Source organism: Xanthomonas sp. LF02-5, from assembly GCF_034105325.1.
GTDB classification, from domain to species: Bacteria; Pseudomonadota; Gammaproteobacteria; order Xanthomonadales; family Xanthomonadaceae; genus Xanthomonas_A; species Xanthomonas_A sontii.
The window spans coordinates 1123345-1140484 of sequence record NZ_JAXGGF010000001.1 but is presented as its reverse complement, the minus strand read 5'-3'; the positions used below and the strand labels follow the sequence as shown (position 1 = coordinate 1140484).

Sequence of the window (17140 nt, the reverse complement as noted above, 5' to 3'; positions counted from 1 at the left end):
GGAGACAAGCGCCGTTTCTTCGTACACCCAGACGCGACGGGTTATTCCCCGTCGTCTTCTTCCAGTGCCAGTTCCTCCGGACGCAGGCCGCTGCGCGCACCCCAGTGGTAACAACCCAAGGCAATCGCGGCCACGCACAGCGTGTCCCAGGGATGGGCGATCCAGCCGCTGCCGCCGAAGGTGCCAAGACGCGATACCACCAGCACCAGCGCGAAGAACACGATCAGCCACAGCACGCCGCGCACCTGCCGCCACAGCCGCGCACGGCCGGCCGCGTTGGGCAGGCGGTACAACACGTACAGCGCGAACATGGCGATCTGCAGGCCGAGCAGCCACGACAGCGTGCTCCAGGTCGACCAATACACGATCAGGCCTGCGACGATGAACGACAGCGGGCCGAGCAGCGCCATGCCGCGCAACCGGAACGGCCGCGGCAAGTCCGGCGCGCTGCGCCGCAAGGCGGCCACGGTCACCGGCGCCACCGCATAACTCAGCACCAGCGCCGCGGACACCACGTTGATCAGCGCCTCCCACGAGGGGAACGGCAGGGTCCAGAACACCGACAGGCCCAGGCTCAGCCACAGCGCCGGGCGCGGGATGCCGGAGGCGGCGTCCACCTTGGTCAGCACCGGCAGGAATCCGCCGCTGCGCGCCCAGCCGTAGACCACCCGCGGCGTGGCGTTCATGTAGATGTTGCCGGTGCCGCTGGGCGAGATCATCGCGTCGCAGATCACCAGCGCCGCCAGCCAGCCCATGCCCAGCGCCAGGGCGATATCGTGGTACGGCAGCGAGAACGCCTTGTCGATGCCGCCCCAGCCGTTGACCAGATGTTGCGCCGGCACCCCACCGAGGAAGGCGAGCTGCAGCAGCACGTAGATCACAGTGGACAGCGCCACCGACAGGATCAGCGCGATCGGGATATTGCGCTGCGGATCGCGCACCTCGCTGGCCACCGACACGATCGGCGTGAGCCCCAGGTAGGCGAAGATGATGCCGCCGGCGGAGATCGCCGCCTCCACCCCGGCCGCGCCGAACGGTGCGAAGCCCTGCACGTGCAGGTTGCGCGCATCGAAGTGCGCCATCAGCAGCACGATCACCAGCACCGGCACCAGGAACTTGAACACGCTGACGATGTTGTTGGCGGTGGCGAAGGTCTTGACGCTGTAGTAGTTGAGCAGGAAGAACGCGACCAGCAGCGCCAGTTGCAGCAGCCAGCCGGCGACGCTGGGATGGGTACTGCCTGACTGGTTGAGCCAGGGGAACCACGCCGCGGCGTATTGCCGCGCCGCTTCCACCTCGATTGCGATCAGGCTGGAGAAGGCGATCAGGGTGATGAAGCCCATCAGCCAGCCCAGCAGTACGCCGTGCGAGTACTCCGGGTAGCGCACCACGCCGCCGGCGCGCGGCAGCGCCGCGCCGAGTTCGCAGTACACCAGGCCCAGCAGCAGCACCGCCACGCCACCGGCGATCCACGAGACGATGCCGGCCGGCCCGGCGATCGCCGAGACGTGGCTGGCCGAGAACAGCCAACCGGACCCGAAGATCGAGCCCAACCCGATGAAGGTCAGATCGGTCAGGCTCAAGCGCTTGTGGAACTTGCCTTGTGCGGCCATGGCGTCTCCCGCTGGATTGGTGTCACTGGCGATTCGATGATCTGCGGCGTTCCCTACCCTCACCCCAACCCCTCTCCCGGAGGGAGAGGGGCTTTTACTTCCCTTCTCCCCTCGGGAGAAGGTGCCCCGAAGGGGCGGATGAGGGTCCGAGCGAAGCCTCGTGCAGCTGAAACACCGCATGCGCTTCGCGCCCGACCCTCACCCCAACCCCTCTCCCGGGGGGAGAGGGGCTTAGCACTCCCTTCTCCCTCCGGGAGAAGGTGCCCCGAAGGGGCGGATGAGGGGCCGGGCGAAGCCTCGTGCAGTTGAAACACCGCATGCGCTTCGCGTCCGAACCCTCACCCCAACCCCTCTCCCGGGGGGAGAGGGGCTTGTAGCTCCCTTCTCCCTCCGGGAGAAGGTGCCCCGAAGGGGCGGATGAGGGTACGGGCGAAGCCTCGTGCAGTTGAAACACCGCACGCGCTTCGCGCCCTATCCTCACCCCAACCCCTCTCCCGGGGGGGAGAGGGGCTTATTACTTCGCCGCCTCCTTCGACCAAGGCGACTTTCCACCCTCGGCAATGAACCGGTCGATGCGCTGCTCCAGCACCGGCAGCGGCACCGAGCCCGTCTCCAGCACCGCGTCGTGGAACGCGCGGATGTCGAACTTCTCGCCCAGCGCCTGCTCCGCCTTGCGCCGCAGCTCCAGGATCTTCAACTCACCCAGGTAGTACGACAGCGCCTGGCCGGGCCAGGCGATGTAGCGGTCGACCTCGGTGGTCACCTCGTGCTCGCTGAGCGCGGTGTTGTCGCGCAGGAACGCCTGCGCCTGCTCCCGCGTCCAGCCGTCGTGGTGAATGCCGGTGTCGATCACCAGCCGGCACGCACGCCACATCTGGTAGGTCAGGTAACCGAAGCGGTCGTACGGGGTGTCGTACATCCCCATCTCCTGCCCCAGGTATTCCGAGTACACCGCCCAGCCCTCGCCATACGCGGAAATGAAGGTGTAGCGGCGGAAATCCGGCAGGTTGTCCTGCTCGGCCGCCAACGGCATCTGCAGCGCATGACCAGGCGAGGACTCGTGCAAGGTCAGCGCAGCGAGGTTGTACAGCGGCCGTGACGGCAGGTCGTAGGTGTTGACCAGGTAGATGCCGGGGCCACCGCGGCCGCCGGTGTAGAACGGCGCCAGGTCCGCCGGCACCGGCTCGATCGCGAAGCGTTGCCGCGGCAGCCGGCCGATGTAGTCGCCGATCTTGCCGTCCACGCGCTTGGCGATCCACGCCGCGTCCTTGAGCAGTTCTTCCGGGGTCTTGGCGTAGAACTTGGGATCGGTGCGCAAATAGTGCAGAAACGCCGGGAAGGTCTGCTGCCCCGGCGGGGTCTTGAAGCCGCTGTCGGCGATCGCCTGGTCCATCTCCTTGCGCAGCCGCGCCACCTCCTTCAGGCCCACCGCATGAATCTGCTCGGGGCTGAGGTCGAGCGTGGTGTATTCGCGGATCTGCGCGCGGTAGTACGCCGCGCCGTCGGGCAGCGATTCGGCGGCCAGCGCCGGGCGTGCCTTGGGCAGGTATTCCTCGCGCATGAAACGCAGCAGCTTGGCGTAGGCCGGCACCACCTGCTGGGCGATCGCCGTGCGCGCCTGCGCGCGCAACTGCGCCTGCAGCGGCGCCGGGATCGTCGCCGGCATCTGCTTGAACGGGGTGTAGAACAGATTGGTCTCGCCAGGCGCCTGCGCGACCTCGGCGATCGACTGGTCGCGACCCTGCAGGGTCACTTTGGGCTGGGCGAAACCGCGCGCCAGACCGGCGCGCATGTTGGCGATCTGCTCGTCGAAGTAGCGCGGGATGTCGGCGAGCTGTCCGAGATAGCGCTGGTAGTCCTCGCGGTTGCGCAGGGTGGCGCGCGCGGTGAAGCCCAGGTCGCTCCAGAACGCGGTGTCGCTGTTGAACGGCATTTCCCAGGCGCGGAACCGCTGCTGGTCGAGCAGCACCTGCAGTTGCTGGCGATAGACCTGGTAGTTCACCTGGTCCTGCGCCGACAACTGCGCCGGGTCGATCGCATCCAGATCATGCAGCGTCTGCTGCCAGTAGGCGGTGCGCTGCGCCTGGGTGGCCGGATCGACCTTGGGCAGGTGATCGGCGGCCTGTCCCTGCGCGTCCTCGTCGTCGGCGCCGGCGAATTGCTCCTGGCGCCATTTCCACTCGCGCTGGTACAGCGCCTTGAAGCGCGCGCCGGCATCGCCGGCGGGGGCAGCGGCCGCCGGCGCGGCGGTCTTTGCGGGCGCGGCGGCGGCAGCGCCCTGCCAGGCCAGGGTGCACGCGATGGCCAGGGCCAGCGCCGTGCGCAGTCGGGAACGGGAGGTCATCGCGAAGTCTCCTGAGTAGAGGGAGCGCCGGCCTGGACCTGGGCGATCCAGGCGTCGATGCGCGCGTCCAGCAGGTCCAGCGGCATCGCGCCGCCGCCGAGGATGGCATCGTGGAAGGCGCGGATGTCGAAGCGCTCGCCCAGCGCGCGCCTGGCATTCTCGCGCAGCGCCAGGATGTCCAGTTCGCCGAGCTTGTAGCCCAGTGCCTGGCCCGGCCAGACGATGTAGCGGTCGGTCTCGGACTGGATGCTGGGCTCGTCGTCGGACGGATGCGCGTGGAAGAAGTCGATCATCTGCTGCCGGGTCCAGCGCTTGTAGTGCACGCCCGTATCCAGCACCAGCCGATTCGCGCGCAGCAGCTCGCCGGCCAGGCGGCCGTAGTCGCTGTACGGATCGCGGTAGAAGCCCACTTCCTTGCCCAGCCGCTCGGCGTACAGCGCCCAGCCTTCCACGTAGGCGTTGTAGCTGGATTGCTGGCGGAACGGCGGCAGCGGCAGGGTCTGCGCAAGCGAGATCTGCAGGTGATGACCGGGCACGCCCTCGTGATACGCGGTGGCCTCGATGTTGACCAGGGTGCGGTGCGCGTAATCGCTGGTGTTGACCATCACCAGCCCCGGCTTGCTGCCCTGCGCATCGCTCTGCCAGTACTCGGCACCGGGCGCGGTGGCGCGGAACGCCGGCATCGCGCGCACCTCCAGCGGCGTCTTCGGCAGCGTACCGAACAACGTCGGCAGCTTCGGCTGCATCTGCGCGATGTCGTCGCGGTAGCGCTGCAGGATCTGCTCGGGCGAGGTAGCGAAGAACTTGCGGTCATGGGCCACCGCCTTGCGTAGCGCAGCCAGATCGGCATAGCCGAGCTGCTTGGCGATGAGGCCCATCTCGCCCTCGATGCGCGCGACCTCGGCCAGGCCGGTCTGGTGGATCTGCTCGGGCGACTGATCTGTGGTGGTCTGGGTGTGGATCGCGAAGCGGTAGCGGCGCGCACCATCGGGCAGCGACCACAGGCCTTCGTGGACGCGGCCCTGCGGCGCGTACTCGTCGGCGACGAAGTCGGCGAGCTTGCGATAGGCCGGCCGCACCTGCTGGTCGATCGCCGCGATCATCGCCGCGCGCAGGCGCGGCCGCTCGGCCTCCGGCACTGCCGCAGGAAACTGCTGCAGCGGCTGCGCGAACGGACTGTCGGCCCCGGCCGGTGCGGCGATCTCGCGTACCTGCGCGGGAATGCGCTCGAGCAGGTACTTCGGCTGCACCAGCCCGTCCCTGGCGCCGGCGCGCGACAGCGCCACCACCTGGTCGAGCAGCGCCGGGATCGCCTGCAGGCGCTTGATGTAGTCCTCGTAGTCCTTGACGCTGGCGAACGGAAACGCCTGCGCATAGCCCGGCAGCGCCACCTGGATGCCGCCGACCGGCTCCAGCGGCATCTCGTCGTTCTTCAGCGCGATCGCCTCCATCCGGTCGCGCAACTGCCGCTGCATCATCTGCAGGCTCAACTGCTCCTGCGCCGACAGCGCCTTGCCGTCGATCGCATCGAAGCGCGCCAGGAACGCAGCGGTGGCCTGGCGTTCGGCCTCCAGCGCGGCGAGCGAATAGTCGCTCCAGCGCTCGTTGTAGCGGCTGTCGCCGATGATGCTGGCGAACTCCGGATGGTGTTCGAGCTGGTACTGCCACTGCGCATCGAGCAGCGCGGCGAAGGCCTGCGACGGCGAGGTGCTTGCCTTGGCCGGCGCCGTTGCCGCCGGCGTGGAAGGCGCCGACGGTGCCGACGGCTGACAGGCACTCAGCAGGGCCAGTGCCAGCATGCCGACGACGGGCAGAGGTATGTGCTTCATCGAGGAACTCCGCAGGGCGGCACGCGCCCGTGACACACCGCGGCGGCCGCCGCACAAACGTGGCAAGCGGCCGCCCTGCGCATCAGGCGAACGGCCGGTCGATCGCCGGCGACGGCGGGGTGAACCACTGCGCGCCGTCCTCGGTGACGTAGAAATGATCCTCCAGGCGCACGCCGAACTCGCCCGGCACCACGATCATCGGCTCGTTGCTGCAGCACATGCCCGGGGCCAGCGCCAGCGCATTGCCGCGCACCAGGTACGGTGCCTCGTGGATGCTCATGCCGCAACCGTGGCCGGTGCGATGCGGCAGCCCCGGCAGCTGATAGTCCGGGCCGAGCCCGGCACGCTGCAGCACCTTGCGCGCGGCCTCGTCCACCACCGCGCAGGCCACGCCCGGCCGCACCGCGGCGAAGGCCGCCGCCTGCGCGTCGTGCTCCAGTTGCCAGATGCGTCGCTGCTTCTCGCTGGGCTCGCCGAAGATGTAGGTGCGGGTGATGTCGGAGTGGTAGCCCTGCACGGTGCAACCGGTATCGATCAGCACCAGCTCGCCCGGGCGCAGCGCCTGCACGCCGGGAATGCCGTGCGGATACGCGGTGGCGTGGCCGAACTGCACGATGCAGAAGGTCGAGCCGTTGTCGGCACCGAGCGCGCGGTGCGCCTGGTCGATGAAGCGGGTCAGTTCCGCGGTGGTGATGCCTTCGTGGATCAGCCCGGCGGCCAGCCGCTGCACGTGCAGGGTCATGTCGCAGGCCTGCTGCATCAGCGCCAGTTCCGCCGGCGACTTGCGCATGCGGCAGCCGTCGACGATCGCCGCCGCATCGCGGATCGCGATCCGGCCCAGCACCGCCGTCAGCCCGGTGTGCACCGCAAAGGCCACGCCCGGGTCCAGCGCCAGGCTCTGCGCGTCCAGTTCCAGCAGGGCCTCGGCGACCAGCGCGTGCGGATCCTCGTGTTCCTGCCACAGGCGCTTGCGCACTGGCACCGACAGCACTGCGTCCAGCGAGCCTTCCTCGAACGCCGGGCAGATCAGCAGCGGATCGCCTTCGGCGGTCAGCAACATCGCCACCAGGCGCTCGCTGGCGCCCCACGGCACCCCGGTGAAGTAGCGCAACGAAGCGCCAGCACCGATCAGCAACGCGTCGGCGCCGTGCGCGCGCATCAGCGCGCGCGCATTGGCCAGACGCTGCCGGTACTCCTGCTGCTGGATCGCCGGCGCGCGGTGCGGCCACGGCGCCAGTTGCGCGTGCGCCTGCTCCAGGGTCAACCCGCCGATCTGGGCCTGCTCGCTCATGCGCGCGGATCCACGTCGGCGGTGCTCCAGCTGCCGTCGATCAAGCGCTGCACGCCGCCGGGATTGCGATCGCGCAGCAACGGCGGCAGCAGCGCGTCGGGCACGCCGTCATAGCTGTGCAGCGCGGCGAAGCGGCGGATCGCCGCGGGCATGCCGACGGCAGTGAAGCCCGGATGGCCGGTGCTCGGATACGGGCCGCCATGGTTCATCGCCGGGCTCACCGCCACGCCGGTCGGCATCTTGTTGCAGATCAGGCGGCCGACCCGCGGACGCAGCGCCGCGGCCAGCGCGGCGAAGGCCATGTCGTCGCTGCCATCGGCGGCGCGATAGAGCGTGCCGGTGAGATTGCCCTCGAAGCTGCGCGCCAGGGCGGTCAACTGCCCCAACCCGCCGCCGCGCACGATCAGGCTGACCGGGCCGAACGCCTCGGTCTGCAGCGCCTCGGGCTGCTGCAGGAAGGCCCCGGCCGACACTTGCAGCAGCGTCGGCGCATGCCGATAGCCGGGGCCGGCATCGGCCTCGCCACCGGCCAGCACCGTGGCGCCGGCATCGCGCAGCGTGCCCACGCTGCGCTGCAGATGCTCCAGCACGCCGCGCGAGAACAGCAGCGCCGGCGCAGCCGCGGCGAAATGCGCGGTGGCCGCGGCGACGAAGGCATCGCCGGCCTCGCCCTCGGGCACCACCACGATGCCCGGGTTGGTGCAGAACTGGCCGCTGCCCATGGTGCAGGAGGCGAAGAACTCCTGCGCCAGCGCCGCACCGCGTTCGGCCAGCGCGCCCGGCAGCAGGAACACCGGATTGACGCTGGACAACTCGACATAGGCCGGCACCCCGGCGCGGTCGGCGGCGGCCTTCAGCGCCAGCCCGCCGGCACGGCTGCCGGTGAAGCCGATCGCGCCGAGCCGCGGATCGCCTGCCAGTTCCAGGCCCAGCGTGTTATCGAAGTGATACAGCAACTGCACCGTCGCCGCCGGCAGGTCGTTGGCCAGCAGCGCCTGGTGCGCGAGCTGGGCCAGGCGCTGGCTGGTGGCCGGATGCGAAGGATGCGCCTTGGCGATGACCGGATTGCGCGCGGCGATGGCCGAGGCGAAATCGCTGCCGGCCACCGCGTTGAACGCGAACGGGAAATTGTTCGGACCGAACACCAGCACCGGCTTGTGCAGCGGCCCCAGCTGCGCGCGCAGGCCCGCCGCGGTGTCGATCACCGGCTGCGCCCAGCTGTGGCTACGCACTGCCTGCGCGGCCTGGCGCAACTGCCCGCTGGCGCGCGGCAGCTCCACCTTGGCCAGGCGCGGCTCCACCGGCAGGCCGGTTTCGGCATGGGCCAGCGCCACCAGACGTTCGACGTCGGCGTCGATCGCGTCCGCGTACGCATCCAGGAACCCGGCGATGCGTTCCGGCGCGGCCGCGGCCAGCGCATCGGCGCTCAGCGCCGCCGCGCTCAGCGCCGCTTCCAGATCGGCGGCGCCGCTGATCGGGAACGACGGGCCGAACTCGCTCCCGTCGCGCGGATCCTCGGCGCGGAAACTGCCGCGCTCTTCCAGCGAGGCCTGCCAATGGCCGGCCAGCAACAGCGGTTGCGTGCTCATCTCAGTGCCCAGGGTGGGTGGCGATGGCGTGGTCGATGACCTTCAGCGCGGCCTCGCGCTCGGCGCCTTCCAGCACCAGCCGCGGCGCGCGCACGCGCTCGCTGCCCAGGCCGACCTTCTCCTGCACCAGCTTGATCAGCTGCACGAACTTGGGCACGGTGTCCAGGCGCAGCAGCGGCAGGAACCAGTCGTATAGCGCCTTGGCCGCCGGGTAGCCGCCGTCGCGGGCCAGCTCGAACAGCTTCACCGACTCCTTCGGGTAGGCGTTGACCAGGCCGGCGATCCAGCCCTTGGCGCCCATGCTCAGGCCTTCGACGATCGCATCGTCCATGCCCACCAGCAGCACCAGGCGGTCGCCGAGCAGCTCGCCCAGCGCGGCGAAGCGGCGCACGTCGCCGGAGGATTCCTTGACCGCCTGCAGGTTCGGGAATTCGGCGGCCAGCTCGGCGATCTGCGCCGGGCTGAAATCGGTCTTGTAGGCGATCGGGTTGTTGTACAGGATCGCCGGCAGGTCGGTGGCGGCGATCACCGCGCGCATGTGCGCGCCCATTTCGCGCCAGTCGGTGGAATACACATACGGCGGCAGCACCATGAGGCCACCGCAGCCGACCTGCTTGGCCGCCTGCGCCAGGCGCACGGCCTCGTCGGTGGACAGCGCGGCGATGCCCGGCACCACCGGGATGCGGCCGTCGACCGCCTGCACCAGGGTCTTCAGGATCGCCAGCTTGTCGTCGAAGCTCAGCGTAGCCGCCTCGCCCAGCGAGCCCAGCGGCACGATCGCAGTGCAGCCGGCGTCGATCATCAGCTGCGCATGCTTGGCCAGGAACGCGTGGTCGATGCTGCCGTCGGCGTTGAAGGGGGTGGTGATGGCCGGCAGCACGCCGTACCAGAAGGAAGCCTTGCTCATGGATGTACACCTTGTGGAGAGTTGCGAAGGGATGCCGCGCGCGACGGCGCGGCGCAAGCGGTGTGCGGACCGGGGTCCGGACAGGGATGGGCCAGCGCGTCCAGCCGCGCCGGGAACAGCGGCGGCCGGCGGCCGTCGTCGGAGAAATCGGCGGCGCGCGCGGCCAGCCCCAGCTCGGTCAGCGCGCTGCCGCAAATGCGACCTTGGCAGGCGCCCATGCCGCAGCGCGAGGCCAGCTTGGCGTCGCGCAGGTCGGCATGGCCCTGCAGCGCGGACAGCGGCACGTCTTCGCAGCGGCACACCAGCGTGTCCGGCGCGGCCAGCGCGTGGATGCGCGGGTCCAGCGCGAACTGCCGCTGCAGCAGTTCAGCAAAGGCGCGCGCGCGGCGCCGCTGCGGCTGCAGCGCCTGCGCAGCGGCGTCCTGGCCGGCGGCCAGATGGCCGGCGATGGCGCCTTCCACCCGCGCGCAATCGCGCCCGCCGATGCCCAGCGCCTCGCCCGCGGCGTACACGCCGTCGACGCTGGTGCGCAGTTGCGCATCCACCGCCACGCACGGATGCGCGCCGCTGCGGCCCAGCCGGCAGCCCAGCAGTTGCGCCAATTCCACGTTCGGCACCAGGCCGTAGCCCACCGACAGTTGATCGCAGGCGAGACGGCGGCGGCCGCGCGGGCCGTCGATCTCCGCCTCTTGCACGCGGCCCTCGCCGTACGCGGCCAGCACCACGCTGCCGGCGTGGTAGCCGACCCCGGCCAGTTGCGTGCGCAGCGCCAGCGCCTGCAGCGCCTTGTCCGGCCAACGCAGCGGCAGCTGCGCGGCGAACGCGGCCAGCGCGCGCCACGGCGCCTGTTCGACGATGCCCAGCACCTGCGCGCCGTGGCGATGCAGCGTCGCCGCCGAGGCCAGCAGCAGCGGCCCGCTGCCGGCGACCAGCACGCGCCGCCCGCGCAGCGGCCAGCCCTGCTTGGCCAGCGCCTGCGCGCCACCTGCACCGGTCACCCCGGGCAGGGTCCAGCCCGGGAACGGCAACAGCAACTCGCGCGCGCCGGTGGCCAGCACCAGCGCGTCGTAGCCCAGCCAGCGCGGGCCATCGGGTCCATCGGTGAGCAGTTGCCGGTCCTGCGCCAGCAGCACCTGGGTCTGCGGCAGAAACGTCACGGCGCTGGCCGCCAGTTGCGCCAGGGTGCGCGCGGCCAGGCGCGGCGGCGCCTGGGCCAAGTCGTGGCGCCAGATCTGCCCGCCGGCACGCGCCTGCAGATCGACCAGGCCGACGCGGCGGCCATGCCCGGCCGCGGCCAGCGCCGCCGCCAGCCCGGCCGGCCCGGCGCCGATCACCAAGACCTCGAAGTGGGTGCGCGGCTCAGCCATCGGTCCACACCTGCATGCCGTCGCGCGCCGGGGTGATGCAGGCGCGCAACTGGCCGACGCGGTCGATGCGCACCCGGCACTCGGCGCACACGCCCATGCCGCACAGCGGCGCGCGCGGCTGGCCGCTGCGCGAGCGGCGGAAATGCGTGGCCACCTGCGCCACCGCCGCGGCCACGCTGCTGCCATCAGGCACTTCGACATCGCGGCCGTCGACCTGCAGGCGCAACATGCGCGCGCTCATGCCAGCGCCCGCGCCGGCGCGTACGGCGCCGCGTCGATGGCCGTGGGCCGCTGCAGCAACTGGTCCAGCAGCAGGCGCGCACTGCCCAGCGCCGTCGTCACGCCCAGGCCCTCGTGGCCGGCCGCGACCCACACGTCGCGCCGCTCCGGCACCGCGCCCAGGTACGGGCGTCCGTCCGGCGTGGCCGGACGCAGGCCGGTCCACACCCGGATCGCCTGCAGTTGCCGCAGGCCCGGCAGGAACGCGAAGGCGCGCTCCAGCATCCGCTGCAGCATCGGCATCGACACCGTGCGGTCGGTCGCATCGAATTCGCGCGAGGAGCCGATCAGGATCTGCCCGGTCGGCCGCGGCTGCACGTTGAACGCCACGCTGCTGCCGTCGCTGCCGTGCGCGCTGTCGGCGTAGCCCAGTTCCAGCAATTGATGGGCGACGAAGCCCGGATAGCGGTCGGTGATCACCAGTTGCCCTTTGCGCGCGCGCATCGGCAGTTCCGGCAACAGCTCCGGCACGGCGCAGCCGGTGGCGACCAGCACCGGGCCATGCAGCGCGCTGCCGTCGTCCAGACGCACGCCGGCATCGGCCAGCGCAGTGGCGCGACGCCCGGCGTACAGCTGCGCACCGGCGGCGCAGGCACGCTCGACCAGGTAGCGCGCCATCCGCGGCGGATACACCACCGCCTCGGCGGCCACGCGCATGCCGCCGGCCAGGCCCGGCACCAGCGCCGGCTCCAGTTGGTACAAGCGCTGCGCATCGAGCGCTTCGGCGTGCACGCCGGCCGCGGCCAGCCGCTGGATCTTGGCCGGAATCGCCTCCAGTTCGCGCGCCTCGCGCGCCACCCACAGCGTGCCGCAGCGGCTGAACTCGGCCTCCGGCAGCGGCGCGAATTCTTCCCACAAACGCAGCGAGTACGCCGACAGCGCCAGTTCCGCCGGATCGTCGTCCATCGCCACCAGGTGCCCCATCGCCGCGGCGGTGGAACCGCCGCCGATACTGCCCGACTCGACGATCGCCACGCGCAGGCCGGCGGCCGCCGCCGCATCGGCGCAGGCCGCGCCGACGATGCCGGCGCCGACGACGATCAGGTCGAAACCGCTCATGCGGCGCCGATGCCCCAGGCGAACGGATCCTGCGGATCGATCGACAACTGCGCGCGCGCAGTGATGTAGGCCTGCCCGGTGATGCGCGGCAGTACCCCGCGCGCACCGGCCGTGTAGCTGCCCTCGAACACGCTGCCGAGGATGCCCTGCTGCCGCCACACCTGGCCCGGCGCCAGCTTGCCGTCGGCGGCCAGGCACGCCAGCTTGGCGCTGGTGCCGGTGCCGCAGGGCGACCGGTCGTAGGCCAGGCCCGGGCACAGCACGAAGTTGCGCGCATCGGCGCTGGCGTCCGGCGCCGGCCCGTTGATCTCGATGTGGTCGATCTCGCCGCCGTCGGCGCCGCGGATGCCCGCCGCCTCCAGCGCCAGCCGCAGCGCCTCGGTGTAAGCGGTCAGCGCGCGCTGGTGGCGCAGTTCCAGCGCGCACGGCGTCTGTTCGGTGATGAAGAACCAGTTGCCGCCCCAGGCGACGTCGCCGCGCACGCGCCCGTACTCGGGCACCTGCACTTCGACGCCGGTGGCATGGCGGTAGCTCTCGACGTTGTCGACCGAGACGCGGCCGTCGGCGTGCAGTTCCACGCCGACCGTGCCCACCGGCGTCTCGATGCGGTGCGTGCCCGCACTCAGCCGGCCCAGCTCGGCCAGCGTGCGCACCAGGCCGATGGTGCCGTGGCCGCACATGCCCAGGTAGCCGACGTTGTTGAAGAAGATCACCGCCGCGCAGGCATCGGCGGCCACCGGCGGCAGCAGCAGCGCGCCGACCATGGTGTCCGAGCCGCGCGGTTCGCAGGCGATGGCGCTACGCCAGGCGTCGAAGCGCGTGCGGAACAGCTCCCGGCGCTCGGCCAGGGAACCGGTTCCCAGATCGGGGAAGCCGGAGACGACGACACGGGTCGGTTCGCCGGCGCTGTGCGAGTCGATGACATCGAGTGTATGCATGGAGCCATGCTCACATTCGGCACCGCCGCCGGCTAGCAGCGTTTGCCTGTCGCCAATGCGGAAGTTCGCACAACCCGGCGACGCCCCAGGGCGCCGACTTAGGCTAGCATCGGCATTCGGGGGACGCGCGGCGGCGCGCCCGCACCGCCGCCCACTTCCGCAGGTGAACGCCATGGACACTCTGATTTCGGCACTGGAACTGCAGACGCTGTTCGACGCCCTGCCGGACGTGGTGTTCTTCGTGAAGGACCGCGACGGCCGCTACACCCACGTCAACCTGACCCTGGTGCGGCGGCTGGGCAAGAAATACCGCGCCGACCTGATCGGCAAGTCGGCTGCGGACGTGTTCCCGCTGCCGCTGGGCGGCAGCTACCTGATGCAGGACCGGCGCGTGCTGTGCGGCGAGGTGATCGAGAACCAGTTGGAAGTGCACTTGTTCCCGAATCGCACCCCCGGCTGGTGCCTGACCTTCAAGCGCCCGCTGTGCGAGGGCGAGGAGGTGATCGGCGTGGTCGGCATCTCCCGCGACCTGGGCCAGCCGGACAACCGCCATTCCGCCTACGAGCGCATCAGCCGCGCCATGGAACACATGCAGGCGCACTACGGCGACAACCTGCGCGTGCAGACCCTGGCCGACCTGGCGGAGCTGTCGGTGGCGCAACTGGAGCGGCACTTCCGTCGCGTGTTCCAGCTGACCCCGCAGCAACTGCTGACCAAGATGCGCATCGAAGCGGCGATGCGCCTGCTGCACGGCGACGACAGCATCGCCAGCATCGGCCAGCTGTGCGGCTTCGCCGACCAGAGCGCCTTCGCCCGCCAGTTCAAGGCCACCGTCGGCATGACCCCGCGCGACTACCGGTCGATGAAGGGCAAGCTGTGAAAAGCCGGGAATGGGGATTGGGGAATCGGGATTGGTTGCTGAATGCGGGCGTTGGGATGGCTGCACTGCAGATGCGGATGCGGATGCGGATGCGGCTATAGAAGCAGCTTCAGCCCCTCGGGGCAGCCTCTCCCGCAAGGAGAGAGGATGCTAAAGCCCCTCTCCCTCCGGGAGAGGGGTTGGGGTGAGGGTCCGGCACAGCCGATCGCATTGAAATGCCATGACATGTCTGCACCTCCACCCTGCGACCGCACTTCACTTTGAACACCACGGTTGCAGCTAGCCCGCCAATTGGGACAAGCGCCGCGCCAATGCACGCACACACGGTCGTGAGGCACGAATTCCACTTTGCCGACCATCCCAGCCAGCCCCCGCTGCACCGGCCGCTCAGGTCGCAAGTGGTAGCATTCTTCGTTTCCGGTCCACGCGTCATCCATGGTCAGCCTATTCCGCCGCAACAAGCCCCAGGACAACGCCGGCGAGAGCCGCACCCAGCGCTACAGCATCGAGGAACTGGCCGCCGCCTTCCCCAAGCCGGCAAGCGCCGAGCCCGCTGCGCCTGCGCCGTCGGCGCCGCCGGCCGCTGAGGCAGCGCCCGCCACTCCCGCACCCGCCGCCCCCCCGCAGCCGACGCCCGCGCCGATCGCCGAACATCCCGTGCAGGCGCCGGCCCCGGTCGCGGTGCCGCAGCCGCAACCGACCCCGCTGCCGCCGGCAGCGCCCACGCCACCGCCGCAGGCTTATGTGCCGACGCCGGCCGCTGTACCGGTGCCGAGCGTGCCGCAGCCGACGCCCGCCCCTGCACAGCCGCCCGTCGCGGTGTCCGTGCCCTCGCCGGTTACTGCGTCCACCGACGCCGACCTGGTGCGCAGCGACGCGCCGCCCGCTGCGCCGGCCGGCAAGCCCGGCTGGCGCGAACGGCTGCGCAACAGCAGCTTCGCGCGCAGCGTCGGCAGCCTGTTCTCGCGCAACCCCAAGCTCGACGACGACCTGCTCGACGAGATCGAGACCGCGCTGATCACCGCCGACGTCGGCATTCCCGCCACCACCGCGCTGATCGAGAGCCTGCGCAAGCGCATGAAGGCGCGCGAGTTCGCCGACGCCAGGGCGCTGCAGCAGGCGCTGCGCGCCGACTTGCTGGCGATCCTGCAGCCGGTGGCCAGGCCGCTGCAGATCGACCGCAACGCCAAGCCCTTCGTGGTGCTGACCGTCGGCGTCAACGGCGTCGGCAAGACCACCACCATCGGCAAGCTGGCCAAGCGTTTCAAGGACGAGGGCCACAGCCTGATGCTGGCCGCTGGCGACACCTTCCGCGCCGCCGCGGTGGCGCAGTTGCAGGCCTGGGGCGAGCGCAACAGTGTGACCGTGATCGCGCAGGGCCAGAACGCCGACGCCGCCTCGGTGGCCTTCGATGCGCTGCAGGCCGGCAAGGCGCGCGGCACCGAGGTGCTGATCGCCGACACCGCCGGCCGCCTGCACACCCAGACCGGGCTGATGAACGAGCTGGGCAAGATCCGCCGCGTGCTCGGCAAGCTCGACCCCAGCGCGCCGCACGAGGTGCTGATGGTCATCGACGGCACCACCGGCCAGAACGCGCTGTCGCAGCTGCGCCAGTTCCACGCCGCGGTCGGCGTCACCGGTCTGGTGGTGACCAAGCTCGACGGCACCGCCAAGGGCGGCGTGGTGTTCGCCCTGGCCCGCGAATTCGGCATCCCGATCCGCTTCGCCGGCATCGGCGAGCGCCCCGAAGACCTGCGCGTGTTCGACGCCGAAGCCTTCGTCGACGCGTTGCTGCCCGACGCCCTGGGCGGCTGATGCAAAGCCCCTCTCCCCCCGGGAGAGGGGTTGGGGTGAGGGTACGGCGGAGCCCGCAATGCCGGCATGCGCACTACCCAAACCGCACCAGGCTTCGCCCGTACCCTCATCCGCCCCTTCGGGGCACCTTCTCCCGAGGGGAGAAGGAACTCAGATGCCAGCATGCGCCAGCCCGACACCTTCCCTACCCGCCTGCTCGCCTGGTTCGACCGCCACGGGCGGCATGACCTGCCCTGGCAGCATCCGCGCAGTCCGTACCGGGTGTGGCTGTCGGAGATCATGCTGCAGCAGACCCAGGTGGCGGTGGTCATCCCCTATTTCCTGCGCTTCCTGCAGCACTTCCCGACCCTGCCGGCACTGGCCGCCGCCGACAACGACGCGGTGATGGCGCAATGGGCCGGGCTCGGCTACTACGCCCGCGCACGCAACCTGCACGCCGCCGCCAAGCGCTGCGTGGAACTGCACGGCGGCGAGCTGCCGCGCGATTTCGAGGCCCTGCATGCGCTGCCCGGCATCGGCCGCAGCACCGCCGGCGCGATTCTCAGCCAGGCCTGGAACGACCGCTTCCCGATCCTCGACGGCAACGTCAAGCGCGTGCTGACCCGCTACCACGGCATCGCCGGCTACCCCGGCCTGCCGGCGGTGGAAAAGCCGCTGTGGGCGCTCGCGCACGACCACGTGGCCGCCGTGCCGGACGGGCGCATGGCCGACTACACCCAGGCGCAGATGGATTTCGGCGCCACCCTGTGCACCCGCGCCAACCCGGCCTGCGTGCTGTGCCCGCTGCAGGACGACTGCGTGGCGCGCCGCGACGGCCTGGTCGAAGCGCTGCCCACGCCCAAGCCGGGCAAGACCCTGCCCGAGCGCGAGGCGCTGGCGCTGTTGCTGGAGAACGCCGCCGGCGAATTGCTGCTGCAGCGGCGGCCGCCGACCGGCATCTGGGCCTCGCTGTGGACCCTGCCGCAGGCCGACACCGACAGCGAGCTGCGCGCCTGGTACGCGCGCTGGATGCGCGGGCGCGCCTACGACGACGCCGAAGCGCTGCCGCCGATCGTGCACACCTTCAGCCATTACCGCCTGCACCTGCAGCCACTGCGCCTGCGCAAGGTCGCCATGGGCGATGCGCTGGGCGACAATGACGACCTGCGCTGGGTGGCGCGCGCCGACCTGTCGACGCTGGGCCTGCCCGCACCGATCCGCAAACTGCTCGACGGCCTCTAGCGCGCCAG

The 17140-nt window shown here is 70.8% G+C and carries 13 protein-coding genes; 3 read left to right on the top strand and 10 right to left on the bottom strand.

Going from position 1 to position 17140, the window contains the following annotated elements; translation table 11 throughout:
• Nucleotides 1-41 precede the first annotated feature (41 nt).
• The 10 genes from SLW52_RS05035 to SLW52_RS04990 all read right to left on the bottom strand — a co-directional run bounded on the left by SLW52_RS05035 (nt 42) and on the right by SLW52_RS04990 (nt 13216).
• The gene (locus tag SLW52_RS05035; protein ID WP_267123963.1) at nt 42-1613 is read right to left on the bottom strand and encodes an APC family permease; all 1572 of its coding nucleotides are present in this window, start codon (nt 1611-1613) and stop codon (nt 42-44) included.
• Between the two features lie 514 nt (nt 1614-2127).
• Complete coding sequence (locus SLW52_RS05030) at nt 2128-3957, bottom strand: DUF885 family protein (protein WP_320739262.1); 1830 nt, start codon at nt 3955-3957, stop codon at nt 2128-2130.
• Nucleotides 3954-5786 carry a DUF885 family protein gene (locus SLW52_RS05025; RefSeq protein ID WP_320739264.1) on the bottom strand — a complete coding sequence of 611 codons (1833 nt, stop codon included), beginning with the start codon at nt 5784-5786 and terminating at the stop codon, nt 3954-3956. Before SLW52_RS05025 ends, SLW52_RS05030 begins: the two co-directional genes overlap by 4 nt.
• A gap of 82 nt (nt 5787-5868) precedes the next feature.
• Nucleotides 5869-7077, bottom strand: a complete 1209-nt coding sequence (locus SLW52_RS05020) for a Xaa-Pro peptidase family protein (RefSeq protein WP_152235766.1) — start codon at nt 7075-7077, stop codon at nt 5869-5871.
• Nucleotides 7074-8666: an aldehyde dehydrogenase family protein gene (locus SLW52_RS05015; protein WP_267103217.1), complete on the bottom strand. Its 1593-nt coding sequence runs from the start codon at nt 8664-8666 to the stop codon at nt 7074-7076. The genes SLW52_RS05020 and SLW52_RS05015 overlap by 4 nt, the downstream gene beginning before the upstream one ends.
• Before the next feature lies 1 nt (nt 8667).
• On the bottom strand, nt 8668-9573 hold the full coding sequence (locus SLW52_RS05010) for a dihydrodipicolinate synthase family protein (protein WP_017909351.1): 906 nt from the start codon (nt 9571-9573) through the stop codon (nt 8668-8670).
• Nucleotides 9570-10940, bottom strand: a complete 1371-nt coding sequence (locus tag SLW52_RS05005; protein WP_320739267.1) for an FAD/NAD(P)-binding oxidoreductase — start codon at nt 10938-10940, stop codon at nt 9570-9572. Before SLW52_RS05005 ends, SLW52_RS05010 begins: the two co-directional genes overlap by 4 nt.
• The gene (locus SLW52_RS05000; protein ID WP_170268107.1) at nt 10933-11181 is read right to left on the bottom strand and encodes a (2Fe-2S)-binding protein; all 249 of its coding nucleotides are present in this window, start codon (nt 11179-11181) and stop codon (nt 10933-10935) included. The genes SLW52_RS05005 and SLW52_RS05000 overlap by 8 nt, the downstream gene beginning before the upstream one ends.
• Nucleotides 11178-12278 (bottom strand): FAD-dependent oxidoreductase, encoded by a 1101-nt coding sequence (locus SLW52_RS04995; RefSeq protein ID WP_267093809.1) that lies wholly within the window; start codon nt 12276-12278, stop codon nt 11178-11180. Before SLW52_RS04995 ends, SLW52_RS05000 begins: the two co-directional genes overlap by 4 nt.
• Nucleotides 12275-13216: a proline racemase family protein gene (locus SLW52_RS04990; protein WP_267096781.1), complete on the bottom strand. Its 942-nt coding sequence runs from the start codon at nt 13214-13216 to the stop codon at nt 12275-12277. The genes SLW52_RS04995 and SLW52_RS04990 overlap by 4 nt, the downstream gene beginning before the upstream one ends.
• Before the next feature lie 172 nt (nt 13217-13388).
• On the opposite strand from SLW52_RS04990, the gene SLW52_RS04985 reads away from it, so the two are divergent.
• The 3 genes from SLW52_RS04985 (at nt 13389) to mutY (ending at nt 17132) form a co-directional block, all read left to right on the top strand.
• Nucleotides 13389-14096, top strand: coding sequence for an AraC family transcriptional regulator (locus SLW52_RS04985; RefSeq protein ID WP_152235762.1), 708 nt, complete (start codon nt 13389-13391; stop codon nt 14094-14096).
• A gap of 435 nt (nt 14097-14531) precedes the next feature.
• Nucleotides 14532-15911, top strand: a complete 1380-nt coding sequence (gene ftsY, locus SLW52_RS04980) for a signal recognition particle-docking protein FtsY (protein WP_320739270.1) — start codon at nt 14532-14534, stop codon at nt 15909-15911.
• A gap of 162 nt (nt 15912-16073) precedes the next feature.
• Nucleotides 16074-17132 (top strand): A/G-specific adenine glycosylase, encoded by a 1059-nt coding sequence (mutY, locus tag SLW52_RS04975; protein ID WP_267099517.1) that lies wholly within the window; start codon nt 16074-16076, stop codon nt 17130-17132.
• Nucleotides 17133-17140 lie beyond the last annotated feature (8 nt).

Excerpts from the sequence above, each read along its gene's own strand:
- SLW52_RS05020 (WP_152235766.1), bottom strand. The coding sequence starts at position 7,077 with ATGAGCGAGCAGGCCCAGATCGGCGGGTTGACCCTGGAGCAGGCGCAC.
- ftsY (WP_320739270.1), top strand. The coding sequence starts at position 14,532 with ATGGTCAGCCTATTCCGCCGCAACAAGCCCCAGGACAACGCCGGCGAG.
- SLW52_RS05025 (WP_320739264.1), bottom strand. The coding sequence starts at position 5,786 with ATGAAGCACATACCTCTGCCCGTCGTCGGCATGCTGGCACTGGCCCTG.
- SLW52_RS05010 (WP_017909351.1), bottom strand. The coding sequence starts at position 9,573 with ATGAGCAAGGCTTCCTTCTGGTACGGCGTGCTGCCGGCCATCACCACC.
- SLW52_RS04985 (WP_152235762.1), top strand. The coding sequence starts at position 13,389 with ATGGACACTCTGATTTCGGCACTGGAACTGCAGACGCTGTTCGACGCC.
- SLW52_RS04990 (WP_267096781.1), bottom strand. The coding sequence starts at position 13,216 with ATGCATACACTCGATGTCATCGACTCGCACAGCGCCGGCGAACCGACC.
- SLW52_RS05030 (WP_320739262.1), bottom strand. The coding sequence starts at position 3,957 with ATGACCTCCCGTTCCCGACTGCGCACGGCGCTGGCCCTGGCCATCGCG.
- SLW52_RS04995 (WP_267093809.1), bottom strand. The coding sequence starts at position 12,278 with ATGAGCGGTTTCGACCTGATCGTCGTCGGCGCCGGCATCGTCGGCGCG.
- SLW52_RS05005 (WP_320739267.1), bottom strand. The coding sequence starts at position 10,940 with ATGGCTGAGCCGCGCACCCACTTCGAGGTCTTGGTGATCGGCGCCGGG.
- SLW52_RS05000 (WP_170268107.1), bottom strand. The coding sequence starts at position 11,181 with ATGAGCGCGCGCATGTTGCGCCTGCAGGTCGACGGCCGCGATGTCGAA.
- mutY (WP_267099517.1), top strand. The coding sequence starts at position 16,074 with ATGCGCCAGCCCGACACCTTCCCTACCCGCCTGCTCGCCTGGTTCGAC.
- SLW52_RS05015 (WP_267103217.1), bottom strand. The coding sequence starts at position 8,666 with ATGAGCACGCAACCGCTGTTGCTGGCCGGCCATTGGCAGGCCTCGCTG.
- SLW52_RS05035 (WP_267123963.1), bottom strand. The coding sequence starts at position 1,613 with ATGGCCGCACAAGGCAAGTTCCACAAGCGCTTGAGCCTGACCGATCTG.